This window comes from Pseudomonas sp. P7548 (assembly GCF_013386585.1).
Taxonomy (GTDB): Bacteria; Pseudomonadota; Gammaproteobacteria; order Pseudomonadales; family Pseudomonadaceae; genus Aquipseudomonas.
Genome location: NZ_JACARO010000042.1, coordinates 90,488 through 105,751 on the forward strand (window position 1 = coordinate 90,488; position 15,264 = coordinate 105,751).

The following is a 15,264-nucleotide window of genomic DNA, read 5'->3' on the forward strand; positions in this document are numbered from 1 at the left end:
GAACTGGCGGCGGCTCTGGCCGGTGTCTACCTGCCCGAGGACCTGACCCTTTACGAGCACCAAGGCGAATGGTCCCTCGGCGTGGGCAGCATCGCCCAGGTGCGCCTCAGTGGCAGCAACGTGCAACTGAGCGTGGCCGGCCAGCGCTGGAGCTGGCCCGCCGACGACATCCCGCTGGCCCTGGAAAAAGCCGCCCAGGCCCTGCCTTTCGAACAGTGGCGCGCCTACGGCACCGCCACCTTTGAACTGGCGCGACGCTTTTACCAACTGGCAGACCTGCCCAGTACCCGCCCGCTGCTGCAGCTGGACATCCCCACCCTGGAGATCCGCCTGCGCGAGGGCTGCGCGCTGATTCGCGCCCTGCAACCGGCCGCCCTCGCCGCTGCGCAAAGCCGCGTGCAGGCCCTGGACGCCGAGTGCGCCCTGGAGCAACCGTTGCCCCGCACCGCCAAGGTAGACGTCGCCGGGCATGACGCCGCGCGGTATTGCAGCCAGGTCGAAAGCGCCGTGGCGCAGATCGTCCGTGGCGATTACCAGAAGATCATCCTTTCGCGCAAAGTGCCTCTCGACGGCCACGTCGACCTGGTGGCCAGCTACCGCGCCGGGCGCCGCGCCAACACACCGGCGCGCTCGTTCATCCATCATCAGGGCGGGTTCTCCTGTGTGGGCTTCAGCCCGGAAACCGTGGTGGAAGTCAGTGCCGGCGGCGCCGTGAGCACCCAGCCTCTGGCCGGCACGCGCGCGCTGGGCCGTGACGTGGAAGAGGAAGCGCGCCTGCGCCAATCGCTGTACCAGGACCCCAAGGAAATCGCCGAACATGCCGTGTCGGTCAAGCTGGCGTTTGAAGAGCTGCAACCGATCTGCGAGCCACAGGGCCTGGGGGTCAGCGAGTTCATGGGCATCTCGCGGCGAGGCAGCGTGCAGCACCTGAGTTCGCGCCTCAAAGGTCGGCTCAAGCCCGACTGCAATGCCTGGCACGCTTTCGCCGCGCTGTTCCCCGCCGTGACCGCATCGGGCATTCCCAAGCGTGAAGCCATTGCCGCGATTGCCGAGCACGAGGGCCGCAGCCGCGACCTCTACAGCGGTTGCGTGCTGATCGCCGACAGCGACGGCAGCCTCGACGCCGCCCTGGTGTTGCGCAGTGTGTTCGAAGATCAGGGCCAAGCGTGGGTGCAGGCCGGCGCGGGGATTGTCTCGTTGTCGCTGCCCGAACGGGAACTGGAAGAGACCCGCGAAAAACTCGCCAGCATCGCCCCCCATGTGCGCGTGCTGGCCGTTGAAACCCAGCGCGCCGCCGAGGTGCAGCCATGAGCGCGCTGACGGTCGAACACCTGCGCGAACAGATCGGCGCGCTGCTGCACGGTGGCCCGGCGCTGGACGATCAAGCCAACCTGATCGAGCTGGGCCTGGACTCCCTGCACCTGATGCGCCTGGTCAACCAATGGCGCCAGGCCGGCGCCCCGGTGACCTTCGCCGACCTGATCGAACAACCGACCCTCGCCCACTGGCTGCCACGGCTCACGGCCACCCCGCGTAAAGCGGCCAACGCGGCTGTCGTCATCGACCCAGCGGCGCCCTTCGCCCTCACCGACGTGCAACACGCCTACTGGATTGGCCGAGGCGCCGAACAGGTGCTGGGCGGCGTCGGTTGTCACGCTTACCTGGAGCTGGACGGCAACGCCCTCGACCCACAGCAACTGGCCCTTGCCTGGCAAGGGTTGCAGCAATGGCACGGCATGTTGCGCGCGCGGTTTGATGACGAAGGCCGCCAGCAGATCCTCGACGACGGCATGTCCGCGCTGCGGGTTCATGACCTGCGCGGCCTGGCACCGGCGGCTCGTGAACAGGCCTTGCAGGCGACGCGTGACAGCCTGTCTCATCGGCAACTGGCGGTCGAACACGGCGAAGTCGCCGGGCTGCAATTGAGCCTGCTGCCCGAGGGCCGTACGCGCCTGCACTTCGACCTCGACCTGCTGGTGGCGGACGTGCACAGCCTGCACCTGATCCTGCGCGACCTGGCCGCGCTGTACCGTGGCGAACGCCTGCCCGAGGCCGGGCGCGATTGGCATTTCGCGCACTACCTGGCCCAACGCCCGGCTCCTAAAGCCAGCGCCGCGCAGTACTGGCAGGCGCGACTGGACCACCTGCCCGCCGGCCCCGCCCTGCCTTTGGCCTGCGAACCCCAGGCCATCGAGCAGGTGCGCTTTACCCGTCGCCAGCAACGCCTCACGCCAGCGGTGTGGCAACGCCTGCGGGAAGCCGCCGCCAAGCGCCAACTCACCCCGGCCATGCTGCTCGCCGGGGCCTTCGCCCAGGTGTTGGGGCGCTGGAGCGAGGTGCCGCACTTCCTGCTCAACCTGCCGCTGTTCGATCGCCAGGGCGACGCGCCGGGGCTGGATCAAGTCGTCGCGGACTTCACCAACCTGCTGTTGCTCGAAGTCGACCTGCGCCAGCCCGGCAGCCTCGCCCAGCAGTTGACGCAGGTGCAGGCGCAGTTCCACCGCGACATGGCCCACGCCGACTATTCCGGCGTGCAGGTGCAACGCGACCTCGCCCAGCGTGGCGCGGGCCAGCGCAGTTTTTCGCCGGTGGTGTTCGCCTGCAACCTCGGCACGCCGCTGTTGGGCCAAGGGGACGCGCAAACCCTCGGCGCCCTCACCCAGATGATTTCCCAGACGCCGCAGGTGTGGCTCGACCACCAGGTCTACGAAGAGGACGGCGCCCTGCTACTGGCGTGGGATGCCCAGGACGCGTTGTTTCCCGATGGCCTGCTGGACGCCATGTTCGGCGCCTACCTGGACCTGCTCCATAATCTGCAACACGACACTGCTTGGGATGCGCCCGCCCTGCCTCATCTGCCGGTGCACCAGCACCAGGTGCGCCAACAGGTCAACGCCACCGCCACCGCGATTGCTCCACGCACGCTGCATCAAGCGCCGTTTGCCATCAGCGGTGAGCGCCTGGCCCTGATCGATGGCGAGCAGCGCATCAGCTACGCACAGCTGCAACAGGGCGCCCTGCGAATTGCCGCGGCGCTGCTGGAACAGGGTGTACAACCGGGTGAGGCAGTTGGCGTATGCCTGCCCCGTGGCCATCGCGCGGTGCTGGCGTTGTATGGCGTACTCGCGGCGGGCGCATGTTACGTGCCCATCAGCCCGAGCCAGCCCCGGGCCCGTCGTGAACGCATCTGCCAACGTGCCGCCATCGACACGCTGATCGACCCTGCCTGGCTGGATCACGCCCTGGCCTTCGCGCCGCTGCCGGCACCTGTGGCGGTGAGCCCCGACAGCCCGGCCTACGTCATCTTCACCTCCGGCTCCACCGGCGAACCCAAGGGCGTGCAGATCAGCCATCGCGCTGCCTGCAATACCCTGGATGACCTGAACCAACGCTTCTGCATCAATGAGAACGACCGCTTGCTCGCCGTGTCAGCGCTGGATTTCGACCTCTCGGTGTACGACCTGTTTGGCGTGCTGACCGTGGGCGGCAGCGTGGTGCTGCTGGACGAAGCGCAACGCCGCGACGCCTCGGTGTGGAACCGCCTGATCCAGCAACACCAGGTCACCCTGTGGAACTCGGTGCCGTTGCTGCTGGACATGCTGCTGACCGTGGCCGACACGCTGCCGCTGCGCATGGCGTGGCTGTCCGGCGACTGGATCGGCCTCGACCTGCCTGCACGCCTGCACACAGCGAGCAACGGCGGTTGCCGTTTGATCGCCATGGGCGGCGCCACCGAAGCGGCGATCTGGTCCAACTACCAGCCGGTCGACCTGCCCTTGCCGGCGCACTGGCGCTCGATCCCTTACGGCACACCGTTGGGCAACCAGCAATATCGCGTGGTCGACAGCCTGGGCCGCGACTGCCCAGATTGGCTGGCAGGCGAGCTTTGGATCGGCGGCGCGGGTATTGCCGACGGTTACCGAGGTGCGCCGCACCTGAGCGCCGAGCGCTTCGTTGAACACCAGGGCGCACGCTGGTATCGCACCGGTGATCTAGGGCGCTATTGGCCCGATGGCCGCCTGGAGTTCCTCGGCCGCCGCGACCACCAGGTGAAAGTGCGCGGTCACCGTATTGAGCTGGGTGAAATCGAAAATGCCCTGCTCGTGCAACCGCGCATCCGCCAAGCCGTGGCCCTGGCGGTGGGTACGCCGTTGCACCTGCTGGCGGCGGTGGTCCCGACCGAAGGGGCGCTGTGCACCGAGGAACTGCGCCAGGCCCTCAGCACGCAATTGCCCGACTACATGTTGCCCAGCCAATGGCTGCTACTGGACGCGCTGCCCCTGAGTGCCAACGGCAAACTCGACCGCCATGCACTGGTGACACGTGCCGAGCAGGTTCACCCGCAACACGCCACCGCCAACGAAGCGCCATGCGGTGAGCGCGAGCAACAGGTTGCCGCGATCTGGGCCGAGTTGCTGCCCGGTGCCCAGGTGTATCGCCAGAGTGATTTCTTCCGTTTGGGCGGCGACAGCCTGCTCGCCACCCAATGCAGCGCACGCCTGCGCCGTGCCGGCCTGGCCAATGCGCAGAGCCTGCGACAGCTGTTTGCCACGCCGCGCCTGGCGGAGTTCGTGGCACAGTTGCAAACCCCCGGTGTACAGGCCGAGCAACGCCTGGTGGCCGACCCCGGCCAACGCCATCAATCCTTCCCACTCACCGAAGTGCAGCAAGCTTATTGGCGCGGGCAAAGCCAGGGCCTGCCGCTGTCGTGCGGCACCACCTACCTGATCGAACTGGACGGCGAAGCGCTGGATATTCCACGCTTTGAACAGGCCTGGGACCGCCTCATTCAGCGCCATGAAATGCTGCGTGCGCAGTTGGTGGGCGATGATCAGCAAGTGATCCTGGCCGAGGTACCGCCGATGCAGGTGCATCGGCACCAGGCGCCTGACGCACACGCCGCCCGCCAGCGCCTGGCCGACTGTTGGGCCTCGCGCCCGCGCCAACGCCATCAGTGGCCGATGTTCGAGGTCCACGCGGTGAACTACGGCGAGCACGGCTGGCGTGTCGGGCTGTTCTTCGACTACCTGACCCTCGACGGCCTGAGCATCAAGCGCCTGCTGGCGGAACTGGCGCTGCTCTACACCCAGCCGCACACGCAATTGCCTGCGCTGGACCTGTCGTTTCGCGATTACGTGCTGCAGGTCCAACCCGACCCGGCGGGCCTTGCACTCGCCCAGGCCTATTGGCAGGCACGCCTGGACGACCTGCCCGGCCCACCCGCGCTGCCGTTGCACACCGCGCCGCAGCAGTTGGGCGAGGTGCACTTCAGCCGCCGTGAATTCCGCCTGGCCGCGCCGCAGTGGCAAGCCTTGCGCCAACGCGCACGGGAGTCTGGCATCACCGCCTCGGTGCTGTTGCTGAGCGTGTATGCCCAGACCCTGGCGCGCTGGAGCGATGGCCAGCCGCACACCCTCAACCTGACGCTGTTCGACCGCCAGGACCTGCACCCGCAGATTGGCCAGGTGCTGGGGGATTTCACCTCCTTGGCGCCGGTGAGTGTCTACCCGCGCGCCCACGCCAGCTTCCTCAGCGAAGCCCAGGCGGTGCAGGCCCAGGTCGCCGATGTGCTGCAACACGCAGCGTGCTCATCCATCTGGGTGCAGCGCGAACGCGCCCGTCGTGTCGGGCCACAGGCCGCCGCGTTGCCGGTGGTGTTCACCAGCACGCTGGGGCTGGCCGATGACCTGCTGCAAGACCTGCCCGAAGGCTTCCCGGACATCGTCGCTGGCGGCCTGTCGGAAACCCCGCAGGTGTGGCTCGACCACCAGCTTTATGAACATCGCGGCGCGCTGGTGCTGTGTTGGGACGCGGTAGATGCGCTGTTTCCCGAAGGTCTGCTGGACGCCGCCTTTGCCAGCTACACCCAGGCTTTGCTCGGGCTGATCGACGCCGACTGGCAGGCGCCACTGGCCTTGCCACTGCCAGGCAACCAAGCGCAAATACGCGCCCAGGCCAACGCCACTGCCGTCGAGATTGCCCCCCGGACCCTGCTCGACGCGCCCTTCGCCATCGCCTCCCGACGCTTGGCGTTGGTCGACGGCGAGCGCCGCGTCAGCTACGGGCAATTGCGTGAAGGCGCCTTGCGAGTGGCCGCCTGGCTGCAGGCCCAGGGCGTGCAACCCGCAGACGCCATTGGCGTACACCTGCCCCGGGGTGCTGACACGGTGATCGCCCTGTTCGGCGTATTGGCCGCCGGCGCCTGCTACGTGCCGATGGGCATACGCCAACCGCTGGAGCGCCGCCAACGCATCGAACAGCGCGCAGCGATTCGCCTGACCCTGGATGCCGAACGACTGGCCCTGGCCCTGCACAGCGAAGCATTGCCCACGCCCGTCGCCGTCAGTGTCGACAGCCCGGCCTACGTGATCTTCACCTCCGGCTCCACCGGTGAACCCAAGGGTGTGCAGATCAGCCATCGCGCCGCCTGCAATACCCTGGACGACCTCAATCAGCGCTTCGTCATCGGTGCCGAAGACCGCTTGCTGGCCGTGTCCGCGCTGGATTTTGACCTGTCGGTGTACGACCTCTTCGGCGTGCTGGCGGTGGGCGGCAGCGTGGTGCTGCTGGATGAAGAGCAGCGCCGCGATGCCTCGGCCTGGCAGCGCCTGATCCAGCAACACCAGGTCACCCTGTGGAACTCGGTGCCGATGCTACTGGACATGTTGCTGACCGTCGCCGACACCTTGCCGCTACGCCAGGCCTGGTTGTCCGGTGACTGGATCGGCCTTGACCTGCCGGCGCGCCTGCACGCGGCCAGCCATGGTCGCTGCCAGTTGATCGCCATGGGCGGTGCCACCGAAGCGGCGATCTGGTCCAACTACCAGCCCGTTTGCCTGCCGCTGCCCCGCCACTGGCAATCGATCCCGTACGGCCGCCCGCTGGGCAACCAGTGCTATCGCGTGGTGGACAGCCAAGGGCGCGATTGCCCGGACTGGCTCACCGGCGAGCTATGGATTGGCGGGCGCGGCGTGGCCATGGGGTATCGCGGTGCACCCGAGCTGACGGCCGAGCGCTTTGTCGAGCATGACGGCCAGCGCTGGTACCGCACCGGCGACATGGGCCGCTACTGGCCGGACGGCAGCCTGGAGTTTCTCGGCCGCCGTGACCAGCAGGTGAAAGTGCGCGGCCATCGCATTGAACTGGGGGAAATCGACAACGCTCTGCTCGCCTGCCCGCAGGTGCGCCAGGCGCTCACGGTAACCCTGGGCAACCCGCCAAGCCTGGCCGCCGCCGTGGTGGTCGACGGCGAAGTGTCGCTGGAAGTGCTGCGCCAACAGCTGCGCCAGCGCCTGCCGGACTACATGCTGCCCGCCAGCCTGCACCTGCTCAACGAGCTGCCCTTGAGCGCCAACGGCAAGGCCGACCGCAATGCACTGCGCCACTGCCTGGCGGACATCGCCATTGAGCACAGCGATGCCCCGCAAGGTGCGCAGGAACGGGAAATGGCCGAAGTCTGGAGCGAGGTGCTGCAACGCCCGATCACCGGGCGCCACAGTGATTTTTTCCTGCTGGGGGGCGACAGCCTGAGCGCCACGCGCCTGGTGGAAACCCTCAAGCGCCGCCGCGTGTGCCAGGCCCCGCTGAGCCTGCGCGAACTCTTCGCTCATCCGAGCATTGCCGCCCTGTGCGACTACCTGGGCAGCCCTACCGAACAACACGCCGAGCATTTCGAGGAAGGCACCTTATGAATTCCCCATTGAACCTGTCGCACTTTCTCGCTGAATGCGAAGCCCTGGGTATCCGCCTGTGGGCCGAAGACGGCCAACTGCGGTTTCGCGCACCAGCCGGCGCCTTGGACGACGCCCTCAAACAACGCCTGCGCGAGCACAAGGAACTGCTGTTGCAGTGGTTCAGCCCGCAGCAGGCGGAGGTGGTCGCCGACCCGGCCAATCAGTTCCAACCCTTTGCCCTCACCGATGTGCAAGCCGCCTACCTGGTGGGTCGCAGCGATGCCTACGACTATGGCGGTGTCGGTTGCCACGGCTATGTGGAACTCGATGGCCCGGCCCTCGACCCCAAGCGCCTGGAGCGCGCCTGGCACCAACTGATTCTGCGTCATCCGATGCTGCGTGCGGTGATTGCCCAAGCTGGCCACCAGCAGGTACTGCCCGAGGTGGAACTGCCATCGCTGCACAGCCAGGACCTGCGTGCACTGCCTGCCGATGCCGAGCAACAGGCGCTGCTGGCCACCCGCGAAGACTTGGCCCACCGCGTGTACGCCGCCGACGCCTGGCCGCTGTACGAACTGCGCCTGAGCCAGCGCAACAACGGCAGTCGCCTGCACTTGTCGATTGATTTGCTGGTGGCCGACTTTGTCAGCATCCAGTGCCTGCTGGGGGAGCTGGACCAGCTCTATCACGCTCCCGAGCAGCCACTGCCGGCACTGGAACTGACCTTTCGCGATGCCCTGCTGGCCGAGCGCGCCGCCCTCGACACCCCCGCCGCGCAAGCCCGTCACAGCCGTGACCGCGACTACTGGCTGGCACGCCTGGAGCAATTGCCGCCGGCCCCCGAATTGCCCACTCTGGAACCGGTACAGGGCCAGACGCCGCGTTTCGAACGCCATGCCACCGGCCTCTCCCCTGAGCAGTGGCAACGCTTCTGCGCCCACGCCGCGCAACAACGCCTCACGCCCTCGGCCGCCGTGCTCGCCGCCTTCGCCGAGACACTGGGGCGCTGGTCACGCCGACCGGCGTTCAGCCTGAGTGTCACCGTGCTCAAGCGCCCGCCGTTGCACCCCGACATCGACAAGGTGCTGGGCGACTTCACGGCGGTGAACGTGCTGGCGGTACAGCCGCCCTCCGACAGTGATTTCCACCAACGCGCCAGTGCTTTGCAGGAACAGCTGTGGCAAGACCTGGAGCATGGCGCCTTCTCCGGCATCGAGGTGCTGCGTGAACGCGCCCGGGTTCACGGGCGCAGCCTGATGCCGGTGGTGTTCACCAGCACCCTGGGCGTGGGCGAAGCGCGCCCATTCATGCGTGGTTCAACCCTGGGCTATGGCATCACCCAAACACCCCAGGTGTGGCTGGACTGCCAGGTCAGCGAAGGCCCGCAAGGCTTGCAAGTGAACTGGGACGTGCGCAGCGGCGTGTTCCCCGAAGGCCTGGTGGAGGCCGCGTTTGCCAGCTTTGAACAGTTTCTGCGCGAGCTTGCCGAACACCCTGCCAGCTGGCAGGCCGTAAGCCCCTCGCAGTTGCCTGCTGCCATGGCCGAACGCCGTTTGCACAGTAATGCTACCGAGGTCTACTGGCCACACGGCTGCCTGCACGACGGGTTTGTCGACAGCCTGCAACGCACGCCGCAGGCCCCGGCACTGATCACCCATGAAGGTACGTTCAGCTACCGCGCCCTGGCCGAACGAGCCAACGCCGTGGCGCAAGCCTTGCATCGTGAAGGCTGCCAGGCGGGTGCCAAGGTCGCCATCGTGCTCGACAAAGGGGTGGACCAAGTGGCCGCTGTACTCGGCACGCTGCTGCGCGGCGCAGTGTATGTGCCCATCGACAGCGGCCAGCCAGAGGCACGCCGTGACGCGATTCTTGAAGACGCGGGCATCCGCTACGTGCTCACCGACACCGCCCAGGCGGAACACCGTATCTGGCCAGAGCATGCCACGTTAATCGCCGTCGAACGCCTGGCGCCATTGCCCTTCGAGCAGTTGCCCCAGGTGAAAACCGACCCGGCCAGCCTCGCCTATGTGATCTACACCTCGGGCACCACCGGGCGCCCCAAGGGCGTGATGATGAGCCACCGCGCCACCTTCAACACCCTGCTCGACATCAACCAACGGGTGACGTTGAGCGCACAGGACCGTGTGCTCGGCCTGGCCAATCTCGGCTTCGATCTGTCGGTGTACGACCTGTTCGGCAGCTTCCTCGCGGGCGCCACGCTGGTGCTGCCCGACCCGGCTCAACGCAGCGACCCGGCGCACTGGGCCGGCTTGATCAACCTGCATCAGGTCAGCCTGTGGAACTCGGTGCCGGCGCAGATGCAGATGCTTTGCAGCTACCTGGAAGCCGAACCCTATGCCGCCCCCAAATGCCTGCGCGTGGCGCTGTTGTCCGGCGACTGGATCGCCGTCAGCCTGCCGGGTGCGATCAAGGCCCATTGCCCGGGGTTGCGTTTGATCAGCCTCGGCGGTGCCACCGAGGCGGCGATCTGGTCGATTGGCCATGAGATCGACAGCGTCCCCGCCAACGCCCGCAGCATTCCCTACGGAACCCCCTTGGCCAACCAGCAGTTCCATGTGCTGGATGAACAGTTCCAGGACCGCCCGGACGGCGTGGTCGGCGAGTTGTACATCGGCGGCGTGGGCCTGGCGGACGGTTACCTCAACGACCCCGAGCGCACCGACCAGCGTTTTATCCGCCACCCCCACAGTGGCGCACGGCTGTACCGGACCGGCGACTTCGGCCGCTACCGTGCCGACGGGCAAATCGAGTTCCTCGGCCGCGAAGACACCCAGGTCAAGTTGCGCGGCCACCGCATCGAACTCAGCGAGATCGAAAGCCTGCTCAACGAACACCCGGACGTGGCCCACGGCGTGGTGCTGCTCAGCGGTGACAACCCGATGGAGCGCCGCCTGGCCGCGTTCGTCGAGGCGCGCCACCTGAACACCGACAGCAGCGCCGCGCCCCTGGCCGACTGTGCCCTGGCATGTGGCGCCCAGGCCACCGAACAGCTGGACCGCAGCCTGTTCGCCGAATGGGTGGCGATGGCCAACCGTATCGCCCTGCTCGACATCCTCAAGACCCTGCGCGACGCCGGGCTGTTCACCGATGCCAAGGCCCACCACAGCCTGGCCCAGGTGCAGCAGCAATGCCGTGTTGCGCCTGCCCATCAACGCCTGATGCGCCGCTGGCTCAAGGCGTTGGTCAACGAAGGCTGGCTGTTGCACGACGCCGATCAGTACCGCTTGGGCGAGGCACCGGGGGCCGAACAGCGCGCCGTGTGCTGGCAGGCCATGAATGCCTTGGAGCAACGCCTGAACTATGGTGCTGAACTGCTGCGTTACCTGCACGAATCCAGCGAGCGCCTGCCGCAGTTGCTCAGTGGCGAGGTCGACCCGCTGGCGTTGCTGTTCCCCCAGGGCAGCATGGACACCGCGCTGGCGGCCTATAACGAAAACCTGTTGATGCGTTGCATGAACCAGGTGATCTGCGCCAGCGCCCAGCACATTGCCCGTGAACGCGCCACCCTCGGCCTACCGTTGAGAGTGCTGGAAATCGGCGCCGGGGTGGGTGGCACCAGCCGCGATTTGATCCCGGCCCTCGATGGGTTTGCCGTGGATTACCTGTTCACCGACGTCTCGACGTTTTTTATCAACGAAGCACGGGAGCATTTTGCCGACCGACCGTGGGTGCGCTTCGGCCTGTTCGACATCAACAGCGATGCCCTGACCCAGGGGCTGAACGCGGGAAGCTGGGACCTGATCGTCTGCGCCAACGTGCTGCACAACGCCCGCCATGCGCCCACGGTGTTGAATAACCTACGCGAATTGGCGGCGCCCGGTGGGCACTTGCTGGTGATGGAGGCCACCCGCGAGATCCTTTCATTGCTGACTTCCATGGAGTTCAAGGAAGGCCTGGACGGCTTCACCGACTTGCGCGCCGGCAGTGACCAGACCTTTATCAGTCGCGCCCAATGGCAGGCGTTGTTCAGCGACGCCGGCGCCGAGCTGGTGGCCGCGTGGCCCCAGGCCCAGGACGTGCTCGATTGCGCGGGCCAGACCACATTTGTCACGCGCTTCCCGGCGCGGCGCGTAGCGCTGGGTGGCGAACAACTGCAGGACTACCTGCACCAGCGCCTGCCCGGCTACATGGTGCCAAGCCAGCTGCAAGTGCTCGAAAGCCTGCCGCTGTCGGCCAATGGCAAGGTCGATCGCGCACGCCTGGCCCAGCGCATGCAGGCTCAAGGCAGCAGCGTGATGGACAGCGGTGAGGCGCCGCAAACCGATTTGGAACAGCGCATCGCCAAGCTGTGGAGCCAGGCCTTGGGTTGCACCGAGCTGGCCCGGGACCAGGACTTTTTCGCAGCCGGTGGCGACTCGCTGCTGGTGGCGCAGATCGTCGCCAGGATGCGCGAGCAACTGCCGGAAACCTCAGGCTGGGAGTGGGACCGCCTGCTGCGCGAAGTGCTGCGTGAACCCACGGTCAAGGCCATCGCCGCACGCTTGCAGGATGCGCCAGCGCAAGCGTCCACCGGCCAAGCCACTGACGCGTCGTGTTTGAGCGTACTGGCGCCGGCCCGCGACCCGGCGTGCAGCACCGTGCATGTGTTGCTGCACGATGGCAGCGGCACCCTCGCCCCTTACCGCAGCCTGCTCGCCGCCCTGCGCACGGCGCCGCAACGCCAAGGTGCAATCCTGGGCCTGAGCCTGCTGGATGAGGCGGCTTACCTGAAGGTGGACGCCGAACAATTGATCGAGCAATTGGGCGCACGGTATGCCAATGAACTGTTGGCCCACGGCAACCTGCGCTTCGAGTTGGTGGGCTATTGCATGGGCGGCCTGCTGGCCACTGAGGTCGCCCGCTGCTTGCTGGAAGCCGGTGCACAGGTGGGTACGGTGAGCATCATCAGCAGCGACCGCTTCCGCTATGAAATCGCCGATGAACTGTTGCTGGAACGCGCCTTCGGCCGCTTGCTCGGCGCCGATATCCAGGCGGCCGGGCATGCGGTCGACGACGCCGGTTTACACAGTGCCCTGGCGCACTTGATTGAGCGCCACGGCCGACAACTCCCGGCCGATTGCCTGCAACAGCTGGATGGTGAATGGGCGCCCATCGCGGCCAGCTACCGCCAGCTCGCCGAGCAACCCAGCGATAGGCGTCTGCAAGCCCTCGCCGCTCAGGTACCGACCCAAGCCGAGGCGATGCCAGCCGAACAAGTGCAGGCGCTGTTCCGCGTGTTCCGCCACAGTCTCAATGCCGTGGCGCGTTACCAGCCGGCGCCGTTTACCGGTGACCTGCGCATCCTGCTCGACGATGAAACCCTGCATTTCCTGCCGGGCCTGCAAGGCGATATGCGCGGCTTCTGGAATGACCTGGCGTTGGGGGACATCAGCTTGCAGACCATCAGCGGCGACCATGTGTCGTGCATGCAGGCGCCCCATGTCAGCCAACTGTTGCCCGTGCTGCTGGGCGCGCAGGTGCCCGCATGAACCGGTGTTTGGTTGGACTGGTCGGCGCCGGAGGGGCCGTGGGCAGCGCGGCGCTGGCTCAGTTACGGCGGCAAGCGGACGTGCACGTGCGTGCAGGCCAGCGCCGGGCTCAACGCTGGCCTGACGATGTCGAGGGATGGGTGTTGGATGTATTCGACCCGCAGGCACTGGCAGCGTTTTGCAGCGGCTGCCAGGTGGTCCTCAACTGCGCGGGGCCGTCGTGGCAAGTGGGTGACCGCGTGGCCCAAGCCGCCCATGCGGCGGGTGCGGCGTATGTGGATGCCTTTGGCAATGCGGCGTTGCTGACGGCGTTGCAGGGTGCCCGTCAGCCGTCGATCATCGGCGCCGGGGTGTTTCCGGGCCTTACTGCGTTGCTGCCGCGCTGGATGGCGAATCGGGGCTTCGACCGGGTCAGCAGCCTGCACATTCACGCCGGTGGCCGCGAGTATTGCAGCCAGGCCGGCGGTGCCGATGTGTTACTCAGCGCCTTGGGCGGCTTTGGTACGCCGAATGCCCAATGGGTGGAAGGCCGTATGCAAACATCGCCATTCGAGCAGCAGGCGCAGCGCCTGGCGGGCTTTCCCGAGGCGGTGTTTTGCAGTGCCTACTTCACCGATGAACTGCAACGCCTGGCCCGCACCCTTGGCGTGCCCCGGGCGAGCTTTCATAACGTGTTCGACCAGGCGCAGATCCCTGCGCTGATCGCTGCGTCATGCCAACGCCTGAGCCAGGACCCGAGCGCCCTGCCCGCTGCGGTGGCGCAACTGGTGCACGCCGCTGAACTGCAATTGCTCGGCCGTCGCCCGTACTACCGGCTGAGCGTGGAACTCAGCGGCTGGCGTGGCGGGCAAGCCGTGCGCCAACGCGCGGTGCTCAGCAGCCAGGACAGCTACGGGCTGAGTGCCTGCGTCGCGGTGTGTGCGACGTTGCAACTGCTGCGCGATCCGTCCTGGCGTGGCGCGCACTGGGCCGGTGACTGCCTGATGCCCGACGACGTGATCACGGCCGTGCAAGCCGACGCTGCGTGCCAGGCCCTGAGCATCGTCAACCTGGCGGCGCAGACGACCTCGGCCGAAGAGGAAGGCGTGTTATGAGCACGGTATTAAAGGTGATTGTGTGCGGCACCACCTTCGGCAACGTCTACCTGCAAGGGCTTGCGCGATTGCCGGCGCACTACCACGTGGTGGGCATCCTGGGGCGCGGCAGCGTAGCGTCCGAGGCCTGTGCCCGGCACTGGAAGGTGCCGTTGTACCGCAGTGTCGAGGAACTGCCCGAGGTGGACCTGGCCTGCGTGGCCGTGCGTTCGGCGGTGGTCGGCGGCCATGGCACCGAGCTGGCCAAGGCATTGCTGGCCCGAGGCATCAACGTGGTCCAGGAGCACCCGGTGCATCACGACGAAGTGGTCGACTGCCTGCGCCTGGCCCGTCAGCACGGCGTGCTGTACCGGCTCAATCCGTTCTACAGCGACCTGGCGCCCGTGCGGTGTTTTATCGACGCGGCGCGCCATGTGCTGAGCCTGCGTGAAGCCGAATACATCGACGCCGCCTGCAGTGTGCACGTGCTGTTCCCGCTGGTGGAGATGCTCGGCCAGGCCCTCGGTGGCCTGCGCCCCTGGGCCTTCAACCTGCACGCCGAGGCCGTGGGGCCGTTCATGAGCATCAGCGGCGAACTGGCCGGAATCCCCCTGCATTTGCGGGTACAGAACCAGATGCACCCCGGCGACCCGGACAACCACACCCAGTTGCTGCACCGCATTGTGCTGGGCACCCGTGGCGGCACGTTGAGCCTGACCGACACCCACGCCAGCGTGCTGTGGAGCCCCCGCGCACACGTGCATCGCAATGCCCAGGGCGTGCTGGAAATGGACGGCGACGCCCCCGCCCTGGACCTGGCGGTGAGCAGCCTGATCGGTCATCCGCAGCCACCGACCTTGCGCGAGGTGTTCAGCGACCTGTGGCCCGACAGCATCGCCCAGGCGTTGCTGCGGGTACACGCGGCGATTGGCGAGCCCAACGACTCGGCCCTGGCGCAGTTCCACCTCAGTTGCTGCAAGGCCTGGCAGCAACTGGGCACCGTGCTGGGCCCCGCCCAAGCCATCCACC

Annotated in this window: 4 protein-coding genes and 1 pseudogene; all 5 read left to right on the forward strand. The window is 67.0% G+C overall.

Annotated features, from left to right (window positions below; all coding sequences use genetic code 11):
- Positions 1 to 6: 6 nt before the first annotated feature.
- A pseudogene (locus tag HX803_RS33165) lies at positions 7 to 1,311 on the forward strand (salicylate synthase); the annotation flags it as partial.
- Positions 1,308 to 7,691 (forward strand): non-ribosomal peptide synthetase, encoded by a 6,384-nt coding sequence (locus HX803_RS18240; RefSeq protein WP_178922278.1) that lies wholly within the window; start codon positions 1,308 to 1,310, stop codon positions 7,689 to 7,691. The pseudogene HX803_RS33165 and the gene HX803_RS18240, both read left to right, overlap by 4 nt.
- A complete protein-coding gene (locus HX803_RS18245; protein ID WP_178922280.1) occupies positions 7,688 to 13,162 on the forward strand; it encodes a non-ribosomal peptide synthetase in 5,475 nt (1,824 codons plus the stop codon). Before HX803_RS18240 ends, HX803_RS18245 begins: the two co-directional genes overlap by 4 nt.
- Positions 13,159 to 14,256 (forward strand): saccharopine dehydrogenase NADP-binding domain-containing protein, encoded by a 1,098-nt coding sequence (locus HX803_RS18250; RefSeq protein ID WP_178922282.1) that lies wholly within the window; start codon positions 13,159 to 13,161, stop codon positions 14,254 to 14,256. Before HX803_RS18245 ends, HX803_RS18250 begins: the two co-directional genes overlap by 4 nt.
- Positions 14,253 to 15,264 (forward strand): Gfo/Idh/MocA family oxidoreductase (locus HX803_RS18255; RefSeq protein WP_178922284.1); only part of this gene is annotated, 1,012 nt, incomplete at its 3' end. The genes HX803_RS18250 and HX803_RS18255, both read left to right, overlap by 4 nt.